The sequence below is a fragment of the Salmonella sp. A1325 genome (assembly GCF_056991255.1).
The window spans coordinates 1-22,421 of record NZ_JAMLWO010000017.1 but is presented as its reverse complement, the minus strand read 5'-3'; the positions used below and the strand labels follow the sequence as shown (position 1 = coordinate 22,421).

Annotated in this window: 18 protein-coding genes, 1 tRNA gene and 1 rRNA gene; 16 read left to right on the top strand and 4 right to left on the bottom strand. The window is 51.1% G+C overall.

The window, feature by feature from the left end:
• Positions 1 to 133: 133 nt before the first annotated feature.
• Entirely contained in the window at positions 134 to 2,074 is a 1,941-nt protein-coding gene (gene csrD, locus NAZ64_RS21470; RefSeq protein WP_483641031.1) for an RNase E specificity factor CsrD, read from the bottom strand.
• A 203-nt stretch (positions 2,075 to 2,277) separates the two neighbouring features.
• Here csrD and acuI point away from each other — a divergent pair, with 203 nt between their 5' ends.
• The 13 genes from acuI (at position 2,278) to NAZ64_RS21405 (ending at position 15,291) form a co-directional block, all read left to right on the top strand.
• Complete coding sequence (gene acuI / locus NAZ64_RS21465) at positions 2,278 to 3,252, top strand: acrylyl-CoA reductase (NADPH) (protein ID WP_076727272.1); 975 nt, start codon at positions 2,278 to 2,280, stop codon at positions 3,250 to 3,252.
• Between the two features lie 112 nt (positions 3,253 to 3,364).
• Positions 3,365 to 4,369, top strand: coding sequence for a protein-methionine-sulfoxide reductase catalytic subunit MsrP (gene msrP, locus NAZ64_RS21460; RefSeq protein WP_000723876.1), 1,005 nt, complete (start codon positions 3,365 to 3,367; stop codon positions 4,367 to 4,369).
• On the top strand, positions 4,370 to 4,969 hold the full coding sequence (gene msrQ, locus NAZ64_RS21455; protein WP_001240053.1) for a protein-methionine-sulfoxide reductase heme-binding subunit MsrQ: 600 nt from the start codon (positions 4,370 to 4,372) through the stop codon (positions 4,967 to 4,969).
• 392 nt (positions 4,970 to 5,361) lie between these two features.
• Positions 5,362 to 5,832 carry an acetyl-CoA carboxylase biotin carboxyl carrier protein gene (accB, locus tag NAZ64_RS21450; RefSeq protein ID WP_000354628.1) on the top strand — a complete coding sequence of 157 codons (471 nt, stop codon included), beginning with the start codon at positions 5,362 to 5,364 and terminating at the stop codon, positions 5,830 to 5,832.
• Between the two features lie 10 nt (positions 5,833 to 5,842).
• Positions 5,843 to 7,192 (top strand): acetyl-CoA carboxylase biotin carboxylase subunit, encoded by a 1,350-nt coding sequence (gene accC / locus NAZ64_RS21445; protein WP_000884627.1) that lies wholly within the window; start codon positions 5,843 to 5,845, stop codon positions 7,190 to 7,192.
• A gap of 108 nt (positions 7,193 to 7,300) precedes the next feature.
• Positions 7,301 to 7,543, top strand: a complete 243-nt coding sequence (locus NAZ64_RS21440) for a YhdT family protein (protein WP_000340018.1) — start codon at positions 7,301 to 7,303, stop codon at positions 7,541 to 7,543.
• On the top strand, positions 7,533 to 8,984 hold the full coding sequence (panF, locus tag NAZ64_RS21435) for a sodium/pantothenate symporter (RefSeq protein ID WP_001175748.1): 1,452 nt from the start codon (positions 7,533 to 7,535) through the stop codon (positions 8,982 to 8,984). Before NAZ64_RS21440 ends, panF begins: the two co-directional genes overlap by 11 nt.
• An 11-nt stretch (positions 8,985 to 8,995) precedes the next feature.
• Entirely contained in the window at positions 8,996 to 9,877 is an 882-nt protein-coding gene (prmA, locus tag NAZ64_RS21430) for a 50S ribosomal protein L11 methyltransferase (RefSeq protein WP_001145849.1), read from the top strand.
• Between the two features lie 659 nt (positions 9,878 to 10,536).
• Positions 10,537 to 11,502 carry a tRNA dihydrouridine synthase DusB gene (dusB, locus tag NAZ64_RS21425; protein WP_001219664.1) on the top strand — a complete coding sequence of 322 codons (966 nt, stop codon included), beginning with the start codon at positions 10,537 to 10,539 and terminating at the stop codon, positions 11,500 to 11,502.
• 25 nt (positions 11,503 to 11,527) lie between these two features.
• On the top strand, positions 11,528 to 11,824 hold the full coding sequence (gene fis / locus NAZ64_RS21420) for a DNA-binding transcriptional regulator Fis (RefSeq protein WP_000462905.1): 297 nt from the start codon (positions 11,528 to 11,530) through the stop codon (positions 11,822 to 11,824).
• An 85-nt stretch (positions 11,825 to 11,909) separates the two neighbouring features.
• On the top strand, positions 11,910 to 12,794 hold the full coding sequence (gene yhdJ, locus NAZ64_RS21415) for an adenine-specific DNA-methyltransferase (protein WP_000642611.1): 885 nt from the start codon (positions 11,910 to 11,912) through the stop codon (positions 12,792 to 12,794).
• Between the two features lie 82 nt (positions 12,795 to 12,876).
• Complete coding sequence (locus NAZ64_RS21410; RefSeq protein ID WP_000620015.1) at positions 12,877 to 13,041, top strand: DUF2556 family protein; 165 nt, start codon at positions 12,877 to 12,879, stop codon at positions 13,039 to 13,041.
• 150 nt (positions 13,042 to 13,191) lie between these two features.
• Complete coding sequence (locus tag NAZ64_RS21405; RefSeq protein WP_183052894.1) at positions 13,192 to 15,291, top strand: putative bifunctional diguanylate cyclase/phosphodiesterase; 2,100 nt, start codon at positions 13,192 to 13,194, stop codon at positions 15,289 to 15,291.
• A gap of 2 nt (positions 15,292 to 15,293) precedes the next feature.
• On the opposite strand, the gene envR is transcribed toward NAZ64_RS21405, so the two are convergent.
• Positions 15,294 to 15,956: an acrEF/envCD operon transcriptional regulator gene (gene envR, locus NAZ64_RS21400; RefSeq protein ID WP_001085725.1), complete on the bottom strand. Its 663-nt coding sequence runs from the start codon at positions 15,954 to 15,956 to the stop codon at positions 15,294 to 15,296.
• 413 nt (positions 15,957 to 16,369) lie between these two features.
• Between envR and NAZ64_RS21395 the strand changes: the two genes are divergently transcribed.
• From NAZ64_RS21395 to NAZ64_RS21385, 3 genes are all read left to right on the top strand, one after another.
• On the top strand, positions 16,370 to 17,527 hold the full coding sequence (locus tag NAZ64_RS21395) for an efflux RND transporter periplasmic adaptor subunit (RefSeq protein ID WP_000160388.1): 1,158 nt from the start codon (positions 16,370 to 16,372) through the stop codon (positions 17,525 to 17,527).
• Positions 17,528 to 17,538: 11 nt separating this feature from the next.
• On the top strand, positions 17,539 to 20,652 hold the full coding sequence (locus tag NAZ64_RS21390; RefSeq protein WP_001273290.1) for an efflux RND transporter permease subunit: 3,114 nt from the start codon (positions 17,539 to 17,541) through the stop codon (positions 20,650 to 20,652).
• Positions 20,653 to 20,890: 238 nt separating this feature from the next.
• Complete coding sequence (locus tag NAZ64_RS21385; protein ID WP_220569603.1) at positions 20,891 to 21,112, top strand: putative periplasmic lipoprotein; 222 nt, start codon at positions 20,891 to 20,893, stop codon at positions 21,110 to 21,112.
• A 995-nt stretch (positions 21,113 to 22,107) separates the two neighbouring features.
• Here the strand turns inward: NAZ64_RS21385 and rrf are convergent.
• Together rrf and NAZ64_RS21375 are read right to left on the bottom strand one after the other, a co-directional pair.
• Positions 22,108 to 22,223 (bottom strand): 5S ribosomal RNA (gene rrf, locus NAZ64_RS21380).
• A gap of 39 nt (positions 22,224 to 22,262) precedes the next feature.
• A tRNA-Thr gene (locus NAZ64_RS21375) sits at positions 22,263 to 22,338 on the bottom strand.
• Positions 22,339 to 22,421 lie beyond the last annotated feature (83 nt).

Genomic DNA, 22,421 nt, shown 5'->3' with positions numbered 1-22,421 from the left:
TCCTCGCCTTCGTTTGCAACCTGTCAAAGGTCATTCACCTGCATATTTGCTGCAACAATCTGGCGAGCAGACAAGCACACCCCCATGAGGCGCAGCGCGCGTTATTCTACGTGAAAACAAATTAAACGGCAGGTTAAACCGAGTATCTTTGCGAATATTTTTTCACGTTTGTGTCAAGTAGTTGGGAGGAGGCAAAAAAATCACCCTGCCCGCCAGCCACGCCGCGTTTTGTCAGCGTCTGCCACTCGCCGCGCGAACGGACGCCCGTCGCGTAAACCTGCGTAGGCGTACCCGCGCAGGCCTCTACCAGACTTTGAACCAGAAGCTGGTTTTCCGTTCGCTTCTCAATGTTTCTGACCAGACTCGGATGCAGCTTGAGTAATTCCACATTGAGCGCTTTAATCCAGCTCGTGCTAACCAGCGTCAAACCCGCCTGTGTCACCGCCACCCGAACGCCAAGCGCATTGACTAAGCGAAGGATGGGTTGTAACCGACTGATGTGTTGACAAACATCTGCCTCCGCAAGTTCAATAATTATGCGATTTCGCTGTGATTTTTCACACTGCATTAACGTATCGCGCAACCAGCGCTGAAAACGCGGACGAATCAGCGACTCAACCGTCAACTGCATTGCCAGATTTTCATCCGGCCAGTAGCCCAGCAACGTAATCAGGCGGCTAATTTGTAATCTGTCATACTCTTCCGATAAACCAAATTGCAACACCATCGGCATATACTCCGCCGAGCTCACCTCTTCTTTACCCTCATAGATGCGACACATCAATTCCCGATGATGTACGCGACCTTCTCGCGTGACCGCCGGTTTTTGATAAAGTCGCGGTCCGCCCCGGTTCAGCATCTGCTCAATCAATGTGCGCCAGCGCACATTGCCGCGCCCTTTTTCCGGCAGAGTGTCGTCGTAGATAGCCCAGCTATTTCCCCCCTGCAGGGCGGCATTCCGCGCCGCGGCTTCAGCATGTTCCATCACCTGCTCGGTGGACTGTCCGCTGCGCCAGGCGCAAATGCCGATATGTACCATATCGTCACGATCGAGCATTTTGTTAGCCGGTAGCGCATCGACAGCTTTTAAAAGCTGTCCGGCAATACTTTCCGCTTCTTTCAGCGTTCGATGTGGTAGCAGCACGGCAAAGTCGCTGCGGTGATAACGCGCCAGCAGCGAGCCTGGGTAACGCATAATAAATGTCGATAGCAGATTGATAAGCATAAACATCTGCTCTTCCGCCTGATTGCCTCCCAGGCTGTCGCGCAGAAGATTGAAATCTGGCAAGCGGATCATCATCACCACGCCATGCACTCCCACTTTTTCCTGATCTTCCAGCAGCGTCGCCAGCTGGTTATCAAAGAACAGACGGTTACCGAGTCCGGTTTTGGTGTCCTGCGCGGCGTAGGAACGAATGAGAGTGTCCAGGCGACTACGCTGTTCGTGAGCAAACTGAATTTCGGAAAGCAATACATCAAGCGCGCTACTGGTGCGCGCCGGCCATTCGTAAACAGAACCGCGGACATTCGCCCCGCGTTCGCCGTTCAGAATACGCGTTGAGCGAATTTCCAGAAGCTCTTGCCCGGAAAGCTGCCGCTGCAGCCAGCGCACCGATAAAAACAAAATCAGAACGATAAAACCGATCGCCAGCGTCAGCGGCGCCGTGGTGATCAGTGAGTGAAAATAGTTACCCATCGGGTCCTGATAAACCAGACGTAGCGACATTCCTGGATGTTTTATCAGCGGTACGACCAGCTCGCGATACATGTCGCTGGTGCCGGCTGGCCGATAACCTCTGGCGCGAGAATGGCTGTAGACGCTGCGCTCCCCCTGCAACAGATCGACACGCACAATATCGGAAGCGATCATGAGTTCGTCGATTTGCGGCGTCAGCGAGACAATATCATGGGTCACCAGGTGCGTATCAATGGCTGTCGCCGTCGCCTGCACACGGCTGACATACTTAGACTGTACGGCGTTATAAAAGCTTAACGAGCAACCTATCAGAGTCACGAAGATCGTTAACCCCGTGAGCAGCGTGATAAAAGCTGAGAATTTCGTCGTTAATCGCATCCTTGAGTTAACTCCGACGGTTATAAACAGTATGAAAAAGCGAATCTGAAGGCGGAATTCGCCACGGCGCGCAATGAAGCAGGCATACTACCAAAATGGATCTATCTGGCAATTTATTGCGTTGCATCGGCATCACGTTTTAATTAGCGAGTATAGTCTTCGTAGCTATTTTTCCAATCTACCATGTAAAGTGAGGACAGGTTATGCAGGCGTTGATCTTAGAACAGCAGGACGGTAAAACCCTCGCATCCGTGCAACATCTCGAAGAGAGTCAACTGCCGGCAGGTGATGTGACGGTGGATGTCCACTGGTCCAGCCTGAATTATAAAGATGCTCTGGCTATCACCGGAACAGGGAAAATTATCCGTCATTTTCCGATGATTCCTGGTATTGATTTCGCCGGCATCGTTCACGCAAGCGAAGATCCTCGCTTTCATGCAGGCCAGGAAGTACTACTGACTGGCTGGGGCGTGGGCGAAAACCACTGGGGCGGCCTGGCCGAACGCGCACGCGTTAAAGGCGACTGGCTGGTCGCGCTGCCTGCGGGACTGAGCAGCCGTAACGCCATGATCATCGGCACCGCCGGTTTTACCGCCATGCTGTGCGTCATGGCGCTTGAAGATGCAGGTATTCGCCCGCAAGACGGTGAGGTTGTCGTCACCGGCGCCAGCGGCGGCGTGGGCAGCACTGCCGTTGCATTACTGCATAAGCTGGGCTATCAGGTTGCAGCAGTATCAGGACGTGAAAGCACCCACGGCTATCTTAAGAGCCTGGGAGCTAACCGTATTCTCAGCCGCGATGAGTTTGCTGAATCTCGCCCGTTGGAAAAACAGCTGTGGGCCGGTGCAATTGATACCGTTGGCGATAAAGTGCTGGCGAAAGTGCTGGCACAGATGAACTATGGCGGTTGCGTGGCCGCCTGCGGCCTGGCGGGCGGCTTCGCGCTGCCGACCACCGTTATGCCATTCATTCTGCGTAATGTGCGTTTGCAAGGGGTGGACTCGGTGATGACCCCACCGGCACGTCGCGCAGAAGCTTGGGCGCGTTTGGTTAAGGATCTGCCGGAATCGTTCTATGCTCAGGCCGCCACAGAGATTACGCTGGCGGATGCGCCGAAGTTCGCCGATGCCATCATCAATAATCAGGTTCAGGGCCGTACGCTGGTGAAGATAAAATAACGTCACGTATAAAAAAATTTACACTTAATTAACTATTTATTTTTACACATTGACACACTCCCTGTCATATTCACTACACGCTATGTTGTGGTGGGTAGACCGGGAGTCTGTGATGAAAAAGATACGTCCATTAACAGAAGCCGATGTGACTGCGGAATCGGCTTTTTTTATGCAGCGCCGACAGGTGCTAAAAGCATTAGGCATCAGCGCGGCCGCCTTATCCTTACCCTCAACGGCGCAGGCCGATCTCTTCAGTTGGTTTAAAGGCAACGATCGTCCGAAAGCGCCTGCCGGTAAACCGCTTGAGTTTAGTCAGCCTGCCGCCTGGCGAAGCGATTTAGCGTTAACGCCGGAAGATAAGGTGACGGGCTACAACAATTTCTATGAGTTTGGCCTTGATAAAGCCGACCCGGCGGCCAATGCCGGAAGTCTGAAAACCGAACCGTGGACGTTGAAAATCAGCGGGGAAGTCGCGAAGCCATTTACGCTGGATTACGACGATTTAACACATCGTTTCCCATTAGAAGAGCGTATCTATCGAATGCGCTGCGTCGAAGCGTGGTCCATGGTCGTGCCGTGGATTGGTTTCCCTTTATATAAGCTACTCGCGCAGGCACAGCCCACCAGCCACGCTAAATATGTGGCATTCGAAACGCTATACGCGCCGGATGATATGCCAGGACAGAAAGATCGCTTTATTGGCGGCGGACTGAAATACCCTTATGTCGAAGGGCTACGTCTGGACGAAGCCATGCATCCGCTGACTCTGATGACCGTTGGCGTCTATGGTAAGGCGTTACCCCCGCAAAACGGCGCGCCTATTCGACTCATCGTTCCATGGAAGTATGGTTTTAAAGGTATTAAATCTATTGTCAGCATTAAACTCACCCGCGAACGTCCGCCAACCACCTGGAATTTGTCGGCTCCCAACGAATATGGTTTTTATGCCAATGTGAACCCGCATGTGGATCATCCACGCTGGTCTCAGGCTACCGAACGCTTTATTGGTTCAGGCGGTATCCTCGATGTGCAAAGACAGCCGACGCTGCTGTTTAACGGCTACGCCAATGAAGTCGCTTCGCTGTATCGCGGTCTCAATTTGCGGGAGAATTTTTAAGTGCGTCTGACAGCAAAACAGATAACCTGGCTAAAAGTTTGTCTGCATCTTGCCGGTTTTTTGCCGCTTCTGTGGCTCTTTTGGGCGATAAATCACGGTGGACTCAGCGCAGACCCGGTAAAGGATATCCAACACTTTACCGGCAGAACCGCGCTTAAATTTTTGCTCGCCACCTTGCTGGTTTCACCGCTGGCGCGCTACGCTAAACAGCCATTATTGATACGCACACGCCGCCTGTTGGGGTTATGGTGTTTCGTTTGGGCTACGCTGCATTTAACCAGCTATGCCTTACTGGAACTGGGGATACATAACCTGGCGTTGTTAGGAAGCGAGTTGATTTCACGCCCTTATTTGACGCTTGGGATCATTAGCTGGCTGGTGTTATTGGCGCTGACGTTGACCTCAACGCAATTTGCGCAGCGTAAATTGGGCAAACGCTGGCAAACACTGCATAACGTCGTCTATCTTGTCGCGATCCTGGCTCCCATACATTACCTGTGGTCGGTAAAGATTTTATCACCGCAACCGGTCATCTACGCGGCATTAGCGTTAGCCCTTTTAGCGTTGCGTTACCGGAAGTTTCGCCAGTGGTGGCGCTAGTTTGGTGAACTGTGCGGTCGATTGCAAAACGCAAAACAGGTAATGTCCTTTTTATGTTTCGGGTTGATTATCTTCCCTGATAAGACCAGTATTTAGCTGCCAATTGCGACGAAATAGTTATAATGTGCGACTTTACATTGCCCAACGGCGATTTTCGTTCGCAGAAAGGGTGACAATCGAGCAATGAAGGTATATTTTGTTTTTTGCCCGAAAATGGCAGAAGATAGCCACACAATGACTGGCAAATCATGAATTTCACCTTCGGGTGCTACGGCATAACAGGCAAATCAAAGATGCGCGGTATTTTACCCGCGGCAGTCATTCACATGCTTTACAGACGGCGCTAAAACGCCTGTCACAATCACACTAAACAAAGAGTACGGAACCCACTCATGGATATTCGTAAGATTAAAAAACTGATCGAGCTGGTTGAAGAATCAGGTATCTCCGAACTGGAAATTTCTGAAGGCGAAGAATCTGTTCGCATCAGCCGCACAACGGCAAACGCCGGTTTTCCGGTGATGCAGCAGGCTTATGCGGCGCCGATGATGCAGCAACCCGCTCTGTCTAACGCTGTCGCGCCAACGGCTACTCCAGCAATGGAAGCGCCTGCCGCAGCGGAAATCAGTGGTCACATCGTACGCTCCCCAATGGTTGGTACTTTCTACCGCACCCCAAGCCCGGACGCGAAAGCGTTCATCGAAGTGGGCCAGAAAGTGAACGTGGGCGATACCCTGTGCATCGTTGAAGCCATGAAAATGATGAACCAGATCGAAGCAGACAAAGCAGGTACTGTGAAAGCGATTCTGGTCGAAAGTGGTCAACCGGTAGAATTTGACGAGCCACTGGTCGTCATCGAGTAACGAGGCGAACATGTTGGATAAAATTGTCATCGCCAACCGCGGCGAGATCGCATTACGTATTCTTCGAGCCTGTAAAGAACTCGGCATCAAGACCGTCGCTGTGCACTCAAGCGCGGATCGCGATTTAAAACACGTATTGCTGGCGGATGAGACGGTCTGTATTGGCCCGGCACCGTCCGTAAAAAGTTATCTGAACATCCCGGCTATCATTAGCGCCGCTGAAATCACCGGCGCGGTGGCAATCCACCCGGGTTACGGCTTCCTTTCTGAGAACGCCAATTTTGCCGAGCAGGTTGAACGCTCCGGCTTTATCTTTATCGGCCCGAAAGCGGACACCATCCGCCTGATGGGCGATAAAGTGTCCGCGATTACCGCGATGAAAAAAGCGGGCGTGCCGACCGTACCAGGATCTGACGGCCCGCTGGGCGACGATATGAATGCGAACCGCGCTCATGCCAAACGTATTGGCTATCCGGTGATCATCAAAGCGTCCGGCGGCGGCGGCGGCCGCGGTATGCGCGTGGTTCGTAGCGATGCTGAACTGGCGCAGTCCATCTCCATGACCAAAGCGGAAGCGAAAGCGGCTTTCAGCAACGACATGGTATACATGGAAAAATACCTGGAAAATCCACGCCACATCGAAATTCAGGTGCTGGCGGACGGCCAGGGCAACGCTATCTATCTGGCGGAACGCGACTGTTCCATGCAGCGTCGCCACCAGAAAGTGGTTGAAGAAGCCCCGGCGCCAGGCATTACGCCGGAACTGCGTCGCTATATCGGCGAACGCTGCGCGAAAGCGTGCGTAGACATCGGCTATCGCGGCGCAGGGACGTTCGAATTCCTGTTCGAAAACGGCGAGTTCTATTTCATCGAAATGAACACCCGTATTCAGGTTGAACACCCGGTGACTGAAATGATTACCGGCGTCGATTTGATCAAAGAGCAGTTGCGCATCGCGGCGGGTCAGCCGCTGTCGATCACACAGGACGAAGTTGTCGTTCGAGGCCATGCGGTAGAATGCCGTATCAATGCTGAAGATCCGAACACCTTCCTGCCAAGCCCTGGCAAAATCACGCGCTTCCATGCGCCTGGCGGCTTTGGCGTTCGCTGGGAATCTCATATCTACGCGGGCTACACGGTGCCACCGTACTATGATTCCATGATCGGCAAACTTATCTGCTACGGTGAAAACCGCGACGTGGCGATTGCCCGTATGAAAAATGCCCTGCAGGAACTGATTATCGATGGTATCAAAACCAATATCGATCTGCAGACCCGCATCATGAATGACGAGCACTTCCAGCACGGTGGAACCAACATCCACTATCTGGAGAAAAAACTCGGTCTTCAGGAAAAGTAATCGCACGTTAATCTCAAAAGGCCGGTGAATCCGGCCTTTTTTATTTCTGGGGATAGCGATGCCCCATCATGTACAATTCCCGCTTTCTTCACCCATAAGGGACAAAAAATGGACGCTCGTTTTGTTCAGGCCCATAAAGAGGCGCGCTGGGCGCTGTGGCTGACCCTTTGCTATCTGGCGGCATGGTTAGTGGCTGCTTACTTACCTGGAGACTCGCCGGGAATTACCGGTCTGCCGCACTGGTTCGAGATGGCCTGCTTATTGACGCCGCTGGTCTTTATTTTGCTGTGCTGGGCGATGGTGAAATTCATTTATCGCGATATTTCGCTGGAGGATGACGATGCAGCTTGAGGTCATTCTACCGCTGGTAGCCTATCTGGTCGTGGTCTTCGGGGTCTCGATTTACGCTATGCGCAAGCGTACCGCTGGCACCTTTTTAAACGAATATTTTCTTGGCAGCCGTTCGATGGGCGGGATCGTGCTCGCGATGACGCTTACCGCCACCTATATTAGCGCCAGTTCCTTTATCGGCGGTCCCGGCGCGGCTTATAAATACGGTCTGGGCTGGGTCTTGCTGGCGATGATCCAGCTTCCCGCCGTCTGGCTTTCACTGGGTATTCTGGGTAAAAAATTCGCTATCCTGGCGCGTCGCTATAATGCCGTCACGCTTAACGATATGCTATTCGCTCGTTACCAAAGCCGCCTGCTGGTGTGGTTGGCAAGCCTGAGTTTATTGGTCGCGTTTATTGGCGCAATGACCGTACAATTTATCGGCGGCGCGCGACTGCTGGAAACCGCGGCGGGAATTCCCTACGAAACCGGCCTGCTAATATTTGGCGTCAGTATCGCACTCTATACGGCGTTTGGCGGCTTTCGCGCCAGCGTACTTAACGATACGCTACAGGGCCTGGTGATGCTGGTCGGCACGATAGTGCTGCTGGTGGGCGTGGTCCATGCGGCGGGCGGTCTAAGTCAGGCCGTTGACACGCTGCACGCTCTCGACCCCAAACTGGTAACGCCGCAGGGTGCCGATGACATACTTTCTCCCGCTTTTATGACCTCTTTTTGGGTACTGGTCTGTTTTGGCGTGATTGGCCTGCCGCATACGGCGGTGCGCTGCATCTCCTATAAAGACAGTAAAGCGGTACACCGGGGCATTATTATCGGTACGATTGTCGTGGCGATTTTAATGTTCGGGATGCACCTTGCCGGCGCGCTGGGTCGCGCGGTGCTTCCAGATCTGACGGTGCCGGATCTGGTGATCCCAACGCTAATGGTGAAAGTTTTGCCGCCGTTTGCCGCCGGGATCTTCCTCGCTGCGCCAATGGCGGCGATCATGTCAACAATTAACGCCCAACTGCTGCAAAGTTCCGCGACGATCATTAAAGATCTCTATCTCAATCTACGCCCCGATCAGATGCAAAATGAGATCCGGCTGAAGCGTATGTCGGCAGCGATTACTTTACTGCTAGGCGCGCTGTTGCTGCTGGCCGCATGGAAACCGCCAGAGATGATCATTTGGCTCAACCTGCTGGCGTTTGGCGGCCTGGAAGCGGTGTTCTTATGGCCGCTGGTATTGGGCCTTTACTGGGAGCGGGCAAACGCGGCAGGCGCGCTAAGCGCCATGATCGTGGGCGGCGTGCTATATGCCCTACTTGCCACATTTAATATTCAGTACCTGGGCTTTCATCCGATTGTGCCCGCGTTACTGTTAAGTTTATTGGCTTTTCTGATCGGAAACCGATTCGGCTCTTCCGCTTCGCAAGCCACCGTATTGTCTACTGATAAATAAAGAGTTTTGCCATGCCATGGATCCAATTGAAACTGAATACCACCGGCGCGAATGCTGAAGAGCTGAGTGATGCGCTGATGGAAGCGGGCGCCGTTTCCATTACCTTTCAGGATACGCACGATACGCCGGTTTTTGAGCCGTTGCCGGGCGAAACCCGTCTGTGGGGCGATACCGATGTGATCGGTCTGTTCGACGCCGAAACCGACATGAAAGACGTTGTCGCGATTCTGGAGCAACATCCGCTGCTGGGTGCCGGATTTGCCCATAAAATCGAACAACTGGAAGATAAAGACTGGGAACGCGAATGGATGGATAATTTCCATCCGATGCGTTTTGGCGAGCGTCTGTGGATTTGTCCCAGCTGGCGTGACATTCCGGACGAGAATGCCGTCAACGTGATGCTCGACCCGGGACTGGCGTTCGGTACGGGTACGCACCCCACCACCTCTTTATGTCTGCAATGGCTGGACGGGCTCGATCTCAACGGCAAAACCGTGATCGACTTTGGCTGCGGTTCAGGCATTCTGGCGATTGCCGCGCTGAAGCTGGGAGCGGCAAAGGCGATTGGTATTGATATCGATCCACAAGCTATTCAGGCCAGTCGCGATAATGCCGAACGCAACGGCGTGTCTGACCGGCTGGAGCTGTACCTGCCGAAAGACCAGCCAGAAGCCATGAAAGCCGACGTGGTCGTCGCTAACATCCTGGCAGGCCCATTACGCGAACTGGCCCCGTTAATCAGCGTACTGCCCGTTGAGGGCGGTCTGCTGGGGCTTTCAGGTATTCTCGCCAGCCAGGCGGAAAGCGTCTGTGATGCTTACGCCGAGCTTTTCACTCTCGACCCGGTCGTCGAAAAAGAAGAGTGGTGCCGCATTACTGGCCGTAAGAAATAATTCTTGTCAGCGTGGTCGCCCGGCCACGCTTTTCTCCACACAGCTGCCTTAACGCCTTTCTGTCACCGAGACATCATTAAATTCATCAAATGAATGCCTGAAATAACTTCTTTGTCACTATCCGTCTGGATAAACAGCTGCTACCAACGGACAAAAGGTACTGGCGTTTAACGGGTCGCAGCCATCGCCCTCGTGCTTAGTAAATGCTGTCCGGGTTGTTCTGCAGCATCCGCTAACGCGCTCTTCAGCACAGCTGGAAAAATTTATGCGTGCCATTCATGAACACAAAAGCGCGTCTGTGCGCCCCTTCCGACTGACAATGGAGAAAAATCACGCGCAGCGGGAAGTGATCTTGTCCTGAAACGAGACGGCGATCCCATTCATTTGGGGTAATTAGCTTATAAAAAAAGCAGATTATTCCGTTTATCTTGTTTCTGGACGAAGAAATATAGAGAAGTTACGGGAATTTGTAAGCGCGTACAAAACCGCCGACAATAAATAACTCTATGATTTTACTGAATTATAAATTTATTTTGCTGTTTTTAAGCACGATTCATTGATCTACAACAGTGGATTGTTCAAAGTTTGGCCTTTCATCTCGTGCAAAAAATGCGTAATATACGCCGCCTTGCAGTCACAGTATGGTCATTTCTTAACTCATGCGCATCGGACAATATCAGCTCAGAAATCGCCTGATCGCAGCGCCCATGGCTGGCATTACTGACAGACCTTTCCGGACGCTGTGCTATGAGATGGGAGCAGGATTGACAGTATCCGAGATGATGTCTTCTAACCCGCAAGTGTGGGAAAGCGATAAATCTCGTTTACGGATGGTGCACGTTGATGAGCCAGGAATTCGCACGGTGCAAATTGCCGGTAGCGACCCTGTTGAGATGGCCGATGCCGCACGTATTAACGTGGAAAGCGGTGCCCAGATTATTGATATCAATATGGGGTGCCCGGCGAAGAAAGTGAATCGTAAGCTGGCAGGTTCAGCCCTCTTGCAGTACCCGGATTTAGTGAAGTCTATACTCATCGGGGTCGTAAACGCAGTGGACGTTCCTGTGACTCTCAAGATTCGCACCGGCTGGGCGCCGGAACACCGTAACTGCGTAGAGATTGCCCAACTGGCTGAAGATTGTGGTATTCAGGCTCTGACCATCCATGGCCGCACCCGCGCCTGTTTGTTCAACGGAGAAGCTGAATACGACAGTATTCGGGCAGTTAAGCAGAAAGTTTCCATTCCGATTATCGCGAATGGCGACATTACTAACCCGCATAAAGCCAGAGCTGTTCTCGACTATACAGGGGCGGATGCCCTGATGATAGGCCGCGCAGCTCAGGGAAGACCCTGGATCTTTCGGGAAATCCAGCATTATCTGGACACTGGGGAGCTGCTTCCGCCGCTGCCGCTGGCAGAGGTAAAGCGCTTGCTTTGCACGCATGTTCGGGAACTGCATGACTTTTACGGTCAGGCAAAAGGGTACCGAATCGCGCGTAAACACGTCTCCTGGTATCTCCAGGAGCACGCTCCAGACGACCAGTTTCGGCGCACATTCAACGCTATTGAGGACGCCAGCGAACAGCTGGAGGCGTTGGAGGCATACTTCGAAAATTTTGCGTAAACAGAAATAAAGAGCTGACAGAACTATGTTCGAACAACGCGTAAATTCTGACGTACTGACCGTTTCTACCGTTAACTCTCAGGATCAGGTAACCCAAAAACCCCTGCGTGACTCGGTTAAACAGGCACTGAAGAACTATTTTGCTCAACTGAATGGTCAGGACGTTAATGACCTGTATGAGCTGGTACTGGCTGAAGTAGAACAGCCCCTGTTGGACATGGTGATGCAATACACCCGTGGTAACCAGACCCGTGCTGCTCTGATGATGGGCATCAACCGTGGTACGCTGCGTAAAAAATTAAAAAAATACGGCATGAACTAATTTCGATTAGCTAACTGCTTGTTTAAAAAGGCGCTACTCGGCATGGGGAAGCGCCTTTTTTATACGCATCACATGGAATTTGGTCATGAAAGCGGAATGTGAACCTCAGTACTTTGGCGATGAATCGAAGAAGATTATTCACGGTGACGCGCTAACAGAACTTAAAAAACTGCCTTCTGAAAGCATTGACTTAATTTTTGCCGATCCGCCTTACAATATCGGAAAAGATTTCGACGGTATGGTGGAATCCTGGGACGAAGCGTCTTTTCTGGCCTGGCTGTATGAATGCATTGATGAGTGCCACCGCGTACTGAAGAAACACGGCACCATGTACATCATGAATAGCACAGAAAATATGCCGTATATCGATCTCAAATGCCGAACGCTTTTTACCATCAAAAGCCGTATCGTCTGGTCCTATGATAGTTCCGGGGTGCAGGCGAAAAAATACTTTGGTTCTATGTATGAACCGATCCTGATGATGGTAAAGAACCCGAAAAGCTATACCTTTAACCGTGACGCGATTCTGGTCGAGACCACCACGGGCGCCAAGCGCGCGCTAATCGATTATCGAAAAAACCCGCCTCAACCATACAATCAGAAAAAAGTGCCGGGCAACGTCTGGTCATTTCCTCGCGTACGTTATCTGATGGATGAATATGAAAACCATCCTACGCAAAAGCCCAGCGCGCTGTTAAAACGGATCATACTGGCCTCTTCTAACCCGAGCGATACCGTATTGGACCCTTTCGCGGGCAGTTTCACCACAGGCGCTGTCGCAGCGGCGTCAGGTCGTAAGTTTATCGGTATTGAACTCAATAATGAGTACGTAAAAATGGGGCTCAGAAGATTGAGCGTCACTTCGCATTATTCAGAAAATGAACTTGCAAAAGTCAAAAAGAGAAAAACACAAAACCTGTCCAAAAAGCAGCGAAATGTCGGGATAAACGCGCTATCTTCAGAGAAGTAAAAGCATTGTAAGTCCGCTTTTCAGCGTCAAAATTTCATGTATATTCCCTGCACGCATGGGCATGAATACACAGGATTTGACGATGATACGTAAGTATTGGTGGCTGGTTGTTTTTGCCGTCTCCGTTTTTCTTTTTGATGCGCTTTTGATGCAATGGATCGAATTGATGGCGACTGAACAGGATAAGTGCCGAAACATGGATTCGGTTAACCCTCTTAAATTGATCAATTGTACCGATCTGGAGTAGCGAACCGGGCGATTTAACCTATGATTATTTATCACCCGGATTTCTTTTATCCCTTATAAAAACAGGGAATTAAAACACGTTGAGGATAAAAGAAGGGGTGATACTGTCTCGTCCTGTTCTTTTCCTGCATAACCAATGAGCTAATGATACATGCCGGTTAGTGAGTACAACCACATCCTTGTGGCGGTTTCATTTGCTGTCGCTATTTTTGCGTCCTATACCGCATTAAATATGGCCGGACGCGTAGCCGGAAGCGCCCGATCAAACGCCAGAATATGGCTAATGGGCGGCGGCTTCGCGCTGGGCGTCGGTATTTGGGCGATGCATTTTGTCGGGATGCTGGCGATGGATCACGCGATGAACATGCGCTTCGATCCGTTCCTCACCGGCCTCTCCATGCTGATCGCGATCGGCTCCTCCCTGTTTGCGCTATGGCTGGTTAGCGCTGAAAAACTGCGCCTGCGCCGTTTACTACCGGGCGCGCTGGTGATGGGACTGGGCATCAGCGCAATGCATTATACCGGGATGGCGGCGCTGCAATTTGCTTCCATTATCGTCTGGAATAGCGCGTGGGTTACCCTCTCTATCATTATCGCGCTACTGGCGTCCTGCGGCGCGTTGTGGCTCACGTTCCGCCTGCGTCATGAGGGAACAGATGTCGCCCTGAGGCGAGCAGGCGCCGCGGTATTAATGGGAATAGCTATCGCCGGCATGCATTACGCCGGCATGAAGGCCGCACACTTTCCCCAAAACTGGCCGATGGAGCATCGTGGCGTCGATAGCAACTGGCTGGCTGTTCTTGTCAGCGTGGTCGCGCTGACTATCCTGGGCATTACTCTGCTGGTTTCTTTATTTGACGCCCGGCTTCAGGCCCGTACCGCACTACTTGCCTCTTCACTGGCGCAGGCGAACCAGGAACTGGCGCAGTTGGCGCTGCATGATACGCTCACCCGTTTACCAAACCGGGTACTCCTTGAGGATCGTCTGGAACAGGCCATCAGCAAAGCGAATCGGGAAAGCACGTCTTTCGCGCTACTGTTTATGGATCTGGATGGCTTTAAAGCTATTAATGACGCTTATGGTCATGATATTGGCGATAAGCTACTGGTGGCGGTCACGCATCGTCTGAACCAACCGCTGAGCGGGCAGTTTACCCTGGCGCGGATTGGCGGCGACGAATTTGTGCTGCTTGCAGAAGTCAGCGCGCCTGACGAAGCGGCTTCCCTTGCCAGCGCGCTGGTACATTCGATAGATGCGCCCTTTACGATAGATCCGTATGAACTGGTCGTCACCCTTAGCGTGGGAATAGCGCTCTATCCGCTGGACGGAAAAAACGAACGGGAACTGATGTTCAACGCCGATGCCGCGATGTACCACACGAAACATACGGGGCGTAACGGATACCATTTCTTTCAGCCATCAATGAATATGTTGGCGCAAACCCAGCTTCAGCTAATGAATGACCTGTGGCTGGCGCTGGAAAGACAAGAGCTCAGGCTGGTGTACCAGCCTAAATTTCAGGCTCCTGCCGGCCCCATTGTAGGATTTGAGGCCCTGTTGCGCTGGTATCATCCAAAACAAGGCGTACTGAATCCTGACCAGTTTTTACCGCTGGCGGAAAAAACGGGTCTTATCGTCACTATCGGTAGCTGGGTGATAGACGAGGCGTGTCGACAGCTCCGCGAGTGGCACTTACAGGGATACGCCTTATGGTCAGTGGCGGTAAACCTGTCCGCCTTACAATTTGAGCAGCCCGGGCTTGTGGACACCATTACGCGGAGCCTGGCCCGACACAGTATCCGTCCCGATTTATTGATTCTGGAAATCACCGAAACCACGGCGATGAACAAGCCAGAGCAAAGCGTCGCTATACTCACCAGATTAACGGAAATGGGGGTTAAGGCCTCTATTGACGACTTTGGCACCGGTTATTCCAGCCTTCTCTATCTGAAACGTCTTCCGGCGTGCGAACTAAAAATTGATCGCGCTTTCGTACATGAACTCAGCGAGGCAGGCGACGGCGCGACCATTGTTGCGGCTATTGTCGCGCTGGCGAAAGCGTTAAATCTGCAAATTGTGGCAGAAGGGGTAGAAAATGAAACGCAGCAACAATTTTTGACCCAGTTAGGATGCCATACGCTTCAGGGGTTCCTGCTTGGCAAGCCGCGTACGGCAGAGGAAATTGCTCGCGATATTCGGGACCCAGCCAATATATTCACAAGGTCAATATATAATATCAACTCAAAATAATCTCAGGCTTCTTCCGCCTGTTGTTCATTTGGCATTAATTGCCTCACACTGCCATCCGGGCTTAGCATTTTTAATACATTATCGACTAATGCAGGCGCCTGCTTATAAAGATCATAACTTGTGGGATTCATTAACCAGTTCTTTACTATTCCGCTAAAACTACCATGCAGAATAATTAATATGACATCCAGATCAAGACTGCCTGAGATCAGCTTTTTATCCATACATCGCTGTAATACTTCAAGCAGCGACTGATGATGGAAACCCATCTTCTCCCGAATGGCCTGTTCCGATATCATACCATTATGGAATTCACATTTATGATATAAAATCTGCATTAATGCCTGCTGACGAGGCACTGCCGCAATATATTGTAAGGCTGCAATAAATTTCTCTCGTAGATCCTGTAAAGGATTATCATTCCAGCATCCCGTAAGCCTATCCTGAATAAGTTCGCGTAAAGGTGGTTGCTGTAACCAAACCTCATTAAACAACTGCGTTTTATTCTCAAAGTGCCAGTAGATGGCGCCCCGCGTGACATCAGCGGCATCAGCGATATCATTCAGCGTCGTGTTGGCAACGCCGCGCAAAGCGAACTGCGCAATAGCGGTTTCAATCAAGTGTTGCCGCGTTTTAAGCGCATCCGCCTTCGTTTTCTTCGCCATAATTAAGATATCCTGGACCATAAAAACGATAAATACGCTGATAAAATACTCAGCATAAAAAACAACTTTACCATGTCCTTTTTAGTCAGACGAGAGACAGCTATTTTTATTTCGCACAACACCGCCAAATCAATAATAAAAACAAATAAATTAATAAAACACATTCATATAAAATATATATTTCTAATCATGTTATTCAACATCATGATTTTACTAATCGGGACATTATGAAACGACAGGGAATAGTTCTTTTTTTTTGCTTTTATGTGCCGTGAACCCCATCCCAAAATAAGTATTGCTTACATCACAAGCTAATAATTTGTAGGATACCCCACTGCTATTCTATTTTTCGCGCGTTAACGCCTTACCGTTATCCGGTGAATAACGAGCTTTCGGTTTTTTAAGGAACAGTAATGACGAAACATGCCAGGTTTTCACTCCTGCCCTCATTCATCATATTCTCTGCTGCGCTGCTGGCCGGTTGTAATGACCAGGGAGATACCCAGGCTCATGTCGGCGAGCCGCAAGTCACCGTCCATGTGGTCGAAACAGCGCCGCTAGCCGTAACGACCGAACTTCCCGGACGTACGTCCGCATTTCGCATTGCGGAGGTTCGCCCCCAGGTGAGCGGGATCGTGCTTAAAAGAAACTTCACCGAAGGTAGCGATGTAGAGGCCGGGCAGTCGCTTTATCAGATCGATCCTGCCACTTATCAGGCCGATTATGACAGCGCTAAAGGCGAACTTGCTAAAAGCGAAGCGGCTGCGGCTATCGCGCACCTGACGGTCAAACGCTATGTTCCACTGGTCGGCACAAAATATATCAGCCAACAGGAATATGATCAGGCGATTGCCGACGCCCGCCAGGCCGATGCCGCCGTTGTGGCGGCAAAAGCCGCTGTTGAAAGCGCGCGTATTAACCTTGCGTATACCAAAGTCACCTCGCCCATCAGCGGGCGTATAGGAAAATCTAATGTGACTGAAGGCGCGCTGGTGACTAATGGTCAGTCAACTGAACTGGCTACCGTGCAACAACTCGACCCGATTTATGTCGACGTGACGCAATCAAGCAACGACTTTATGCGACTCAAGCAATCCGTCGAACAAGGTAACCTGCATAAAGACAGCGCCAGTAGCACGGTTCAACTGGTAATGGAAAATGGTCAGGTCTACCCGATTAAAGGCACGCTGCAATTTTCCGACGTTACCGTAGATGAAAGCACCGGCTCTATCACGCTCAGGGCGGTTTTCCCTAACCCGCAACACAGTCTGCTTCCCGGTATGTTTGTGCGCGCCCGCATTGATGAAGGCGTCCAGCCCAATGCCATCCTTGTCCCCCAGCAGGGCGTAACCCGCACGCCGCGCGGCGACGCAATGGTGATGGTGGTTAACGATAAAAGCCAGGTCGAAGCCCGCAATGTCGTGGCGGCGCAGGCTATTGGCGATAAATGGCTCATCAGCGAAGGGTTAAAACCGGGCGATAAGGTCATCGTCAGCGGCTTACAAAAAGCGCGACCGGGCGTCCAGGTGAAAGCCACTACCGATGCTCCTGCAGCGAAAACGGCGCAATAAGGTAACCGTACATGGCAAACTTTTTTATTAGACGTCCTATTTTCGCCTGGGTTCTGGCCATTATCCTGATGATGGCTGGCGCACTGGCAATAATGCAACTTCCCGTTGCGCAGTATCCAACCATTGCGCCGCCAGCGGTTTCTATTTCTGCAACCTATCCTGGCGCGGATGCGCAGACGGTACAGGATACGGTTACTCAGGTTATCGAACAAAATATGAACGGTATCGATAACCTGATGTATATGTCCTCTACCAGCGACTCTGCTGGTAGCGTGACCATCACCCTGACCTTCCAGTCCGGAACCGATCCGGATATCGCGCAGGTTCAGGTGCAAAATAAATTGCAGCTCGCCACGCCTTTACTGCCGCAAGAAGTCCAGCAGCAGGGGATTAGCGTTGAAAAGTCCAGCAGCAGCTTTTTGATGGTCGCCGGGTTCGTCTCGGATAATCCGAACACTACCCAGGACGACATCTCTGACTATGTCGCCTCTAACATTAAGGATTCTATCAGCCGTCTGAATGGTGTGGGCGACGTTCAGCTATTTGGCGCACAGTACGCCATGCGTATCTGGCTGGATGCGAATCTGCTAAATAAATACCAGCTCACGCCAGTTGATGTCATCAACCAGTTAAAAGTACAGAACGACCAGATTGCGGCAGGCCAACTGGGCGGTACGCCAGCATTACCGGGCCAGCAGCTTAACGCCTCAATCATCGCCCAAACGCGTCTGAAAGATCCGCAAGAGTTCGGCAAAGTTACGTTGCGCGTCAATACCGACGGCTCTGTCGTCCATCTCAAAGATGTCGCGCGTATTGAGCTTGGCGGTGAAAACTATAACGTTGTAGCGCGCATTAACGGTAAACCGGCCTCCGGTCTCGGTATTAAACTGGCGACCGGCGCTAACGCGCTGGATACCGCAACCGCAATCAAAGCGAAACTGGCAGAACTGCAGCCTTTCTTCCCTCAGGGAATGAAGGTGGTTTATCCTTATGACACAACGCCCTTCGTAAAAATATCTATCCACGAAGTGGTAAAAACGCTGTTTGAAGCGATTATTCTGGTGTTCCTGGTAATGTATCTGTTTTTACAGAATATCCGGGCAACCCTGATTCCTACCATCGCTGTTCCTGTCGTGTTGCTAGGCACTTTTGCGGTACTCGCCGCCTTTGGCTATTCCATCAATACCCTGACGATGTTTGGTATGGTACTAGCGATAGGGCTGTTGGTTGACGATGCGATAGTGGTCGTAGAAAACGTTGAACGTGTAATGATGGAGGATAACCTTTCTCCCCGAGAGGCGACGGAAAAATCCATGTCGCAGATTCAGGGAGCGCTGGTTGGTATCGCGATGGTACTGTCTGCGGTATTTATCCCGATGGCCTTTTTTGGCGGCTCGACCGGGGCAATTTATCGCCAGTTCTCTATTACTATTGTTTCAGCAATGGCGCTATCCGTTCTGGTTGCGTTGATTCTGACGCCAGCGCTATGCGCTACGCTGCTTAAACCCGTATCTGCTGAACATCACGAGAAAAAAAGCGGCTTCTTTGGCTGGTTCAATACCAGGTTTGATCACAGCGTTAACCACTATACTAACAGCGTAAGCGGTATCGTGCGTAATACGGGTCGCTATCTCATTATCTATCTACTTATTGTAGTCGGAATGGCGGTTCTGTTTTTACGCCTCCCAACCTCCTTCCTGCCGGAAGAAGATCAGGGGGTTTTCCTGACTATGATTCAGCTCCCCTCTGGCGCTACGCAAGAACGTACGCAGAAAGTGCTGGATCAAGTTACTCATTACTACCTGAATAATGAAAAAGCGAACGTCGAAAGCGTGTTTACCGTAAACGGCTTTAGCTTTAGCGGTCAGGGACAAAACTCAGGGATGGCATTTGTCAGCCTTAAACCCTGGGAAGAGCGTAACGGTGAAGAAAACAGCGTCGAAGCCGTTATCGCCAGAGCGACACGCGCCTTTAGCCAGATTCGCGACGGGTTGGTGTTCCCATTCAACATGCCGGCAATTGTCGAGTTAGGTACCGCGACAGGTTTCGACTTTGAACTGATTGATCAGGGAGGACTCGGTCACGATGCGTTAACAAAAGCGCGTAATCAACTGCTGGGTATGGTCGCGAAGCATCCTGATCTATTAGTGCGCGTACGCCCGAACGGGCTGGAAGACACGCCACAGTTCAAGCTGGATGTCGATCAAGAAAAAGCGCAGGCGCTCGGTGTTTCGCTGTCTGATATCAACGAAACCATCTCCGCGGCGTTGGGCGGCTATTACGTTAACGACTTTATCGATCGCGGACGAGTGAAAAAAGTATACGTTCAGGCTGACGCTCAGTTCCGTATGCTGCCGGGAGATATCAACAATCTTTATGTACGCAGCGCCAATGGCGAGATGGTGCCCTTCTCTACCTTTAGCTCAGCACGGTGGATTTATGGTTCGCCACGCCTGGAACGCTATAACGGGATGCCGTCAATGGAACTGCTCGGTGAAGCAGCGCCCGGACGAAGTACCGGTGAAGCCATGTCGTTAATGGAAAACCTGGCTTCACAGCTGCCAAACGGTATTGGCTATGACTGGACAGGTATGTCGTATCAGGAACGGTTGTCAGGTAACCAGGCGCCGGCGCTGTACGCAATCTCACTCATTGTCGTTTTCCTCTGCCTTGCCGCTCTGTATGAAAGCTGGTCAATTCCGTTCTCGGTAATGCTGGTCGTACCGCTCGGCGTGGTTGGCGCTCTGCTTGCAGCGTCATTGCGCGGTCTGAATAATGACGTTTACTTCCAGGTTGGCTTGTTAACCACTATTGGCCTTTCTGCTAAAAACGCCATCCTGATTGTCGAGTTCGCCAAAGATCTCATGGAAAAAGAAGGACGTGGATTGATTGAAGCGACGCTGGAAGCATCCCGTATGCGTTTACGTCCTATTCTAATGACCTCGCTGGCCTTTATTCTCGGGGTAATGCCGTTAGTTATCAGTCGTGGCGCAGGTAGTGGGGCACAGAACGCAGTAGGCACAGGGGTTATGGGGGGAATGTTAACCGCAACCTTATTAGCTATCTTCTTCGTGCCAGTATTCTTCGTTGTTGTAAAACGCCGATTTAATCGCCATCACGATTAACCGGTAAACAGAGGCGTCTTCGGACGCCTTTTTAAACGGTACGTCTTTATCTCCGCTATTCCCCCCTCTCCGCTTACTTTTTGCATTCTCCATAGTTTTTACAATTCACATGAATTGAGATGATTCCTCATGTCGGCCATTTTTTCTGTGGTGGTAAAATAACTCTCGTTTTCGCAGCGGTTAGAGCCAGCATTTACGTTGCTGTACTTCGCGAAACGCTGATTAATGAGGTAACACCATGAAAAGACTAATTCCAGTTGCATTGCTTACCACCTTATTGGCAGGTTGTGCACATGATTCTCCCTGCGTACCGGTTTATGACGATCAAGGGCGGCTGGTTCATACCAATACATGTATGAAAGGTACAACGCAGGATAACTGGGAGACAGCAGGCGCTATCGCTGGCGGCGCTGCGGCGGTAGCAGGGGTGACGATGGGTATCATTGCGCTTTCTAAATGATACATGCAGGCGCGGCAATGCCGCGCTTTCAGTAATAATATAAAGGTCGTAAGGATACTCAGCGACGTAATCTGTTCAGCCTGTCCCCCGAAAGTTAACACGATAAAACGCTCTCTTTTCTTACTCGCCCATCCCGATGGTATTTATTCTATTCCTTGTCCGATGCAGACAAAATTGTAGCTTGATAGCATCGTAAGCCGCATTAAAAACAGGCTTTATACAGTAAGACTTAGAGCGTGGTCATTAGGCGTAATTATTACAGACAGTCTGGATATAAACCGGAGCATACACGTAATACATGAGGATTTTGAGCACTGTCCCAGGGCCAAACTGGCAAATAAAATAGCCTAATGGGCCAGATTCTTAGTCCTCAGCGAATATCTCTATTGCTTATTAGAGGCGTAAGTAAAAGCCGTTTGTACATCTACTTCAGCACGGTTCACATTCGATGGTTCAGGCGGATATATGGCGGGAAATCACGTTTACTAAAACGGTTTTTATCCACCCTACGAAGATGTTATATACCCAAAATAATTCAAGTTGCTTAAAGGCGGCAAGGGAGTGAGTCCCCAGGAGCATAGATAACTATGTGACTGGGGTGATCGACAAATCTGCCGGGAGCAGATTTGAACGTCGCGTGCGACGGCCCGTCAGGGCGAGGCCCATGAATGGGCCGAGTAATCCGTAGCCAACACATAAGCGACTTGAAGTATGAAGGGTATAAACCAAATATAAAACGCGTCGGCGCCATTATCCGATAACTTTTTCCATAGAAAGATAAATGCAAAAGGCCCAATCTTTCGATTGGGCCCTTTACTTTATTTGATGTCTGGCAGTTTATGGCGGGCGTCCTGCCCGCCACCCTACGGGCCGTTGCTGCGCAACGTTCAAATCCGCTCCCGGCGGATTTCTCCTCCTCAGGAGAGTGCCCACCGACAAACAACAGATAAAACAAAAGGCCCAGTCTTTCGACTGGGCCTTTTGTTTTATTTGATGTCTGGCAGTTCCCTACTCTCGCATGGGGAGACCCCACACTACCATCGGCGCTACGGCGTTTCACTTCTGAGTTCGGCATGGGGTCAGGTGGGACCACCGCGCTACTGCCGCCAGACAAATTCTTTTTCAAATGCCGAACTTTAACCGTATTAAGTGGTGCTGATACCCAGAGTCGAACTGGGGACCTCACCCTTACCAAGGGTGCGCTCTACCAACTGAGCCATATCAGCACACTAAATTTGATGCCTGGCAGTTCCCTACTCTCGCATGGGGAGACCCCACACTACCATCGGCGCTACGGCGTTTCACTTCT

Coding starts and splice junctions, on each gene's coding strand:
- csrD (WP_483641031.1), bottom strand. CDS start 2,074: ATGCGATTAACGACGAAATTCTCAGCTTTTATCACGCTGCTCACGGGG.
- acuI (WP_076727272.1), top strand. CDS start 2,278: ATGCAGGCGTTGATCTTAGAACAGCAGGACGGTAAAACCCTCGCATCC.
- msrP (WP_000723876.1), top strand. CDS start 3,365: ATGAAAAAGATACGTCCATTAACAGAAGCCGATGTGACTGCGGAATCG.
- accB (WP_000354628.1), top strand. CDS start 5,362: ATGGATATTCGTAAGATTAAAAAACTGATCGAGCTGGTTGAAGAATCA.
- accC (WP_000884627.1), top strand. CDS start 5,843: ATGTTGGATAAAATTGTCATCGCCAACCGCGGCGAGATCGCATTACGT.
- NAZ64_RS21440 (WP_000340018.1), top strand. CDS start 7,301: ATGGACGCTCGTTTTGTTCAGGCCCATAAAGAGGCGCGCTGGGCGCTG.
- panF (WP_001175748.1), top strand. CDS start 7,533: ATGCAGCTTGAGGTCATTCTACCGCTGGTAGCCTATCTGGTCGTGGTC.
- prmA (WP_001145849.1), top strand. CDS start 8,996: ATGCCATGGATCCAATTGAAACTGAATACCACCGGCGCGAATGCTGAA.
- dusB (WP_001219664.1), top strand. CDS start 10,537: ATGCGCATCGGACAATATCAGCTCAGAAATCGCCTGATCGCAGCGCCC.
- fis (WP_000462905.1), top strand. CDS start 11,528: ATGTTCGAACAACGCGTAAATTCTGACGTACTGACCGTTTCTACCGTT.
- yhdJ (WP_000642611.1), top strand. CDS start 11,910: ATGAAAGCGGAATGTGAACCTCAGTACTTTGGCGATGAATCGAAGAAG.
- NAZ64_RS21410 (WP_000620015.1), top strand. CDS start 12,877: ATGATACGTAAGTATTGGTGGCTGGTTGTTTTTGCCGTCTCCGTTTTT.
- NAZ64_RS21405 (WP_183052894.1), top strand. CDS start 13,192: ATGCCGGTTAGTGAGTACAACCACATCCTTGTGGCGGTTTCATTTGCT.
- envR (WP_001085725.1), bottom strand. CDS start 15,956: ATGGCGAAGAAAACGAAGGCGGATGCGCTTAAAACGCGGCAACACTTG.
- NAZ64_RS21395 (WP_000160388.1), top strand. CDS start 16,370: ATGACGAAACATGCCAGGTTTTCACTCCTGCCCTCATTCATCATATTC.
- NAZ64_RS21390 (WP_001273290.1), top strand. CDS start 17,539: ATGGCAAACTTTTTTATTAGACGTCCTATTTTCGCCTGGGTTCTGGCC.
- NAZ64_RS21385 (WP_220569603.1), top strand. CDS start 20,891: ATGAAAAGACTAATTCCAGTTGCATTGCTTACCACCTTATTGGCAGGT.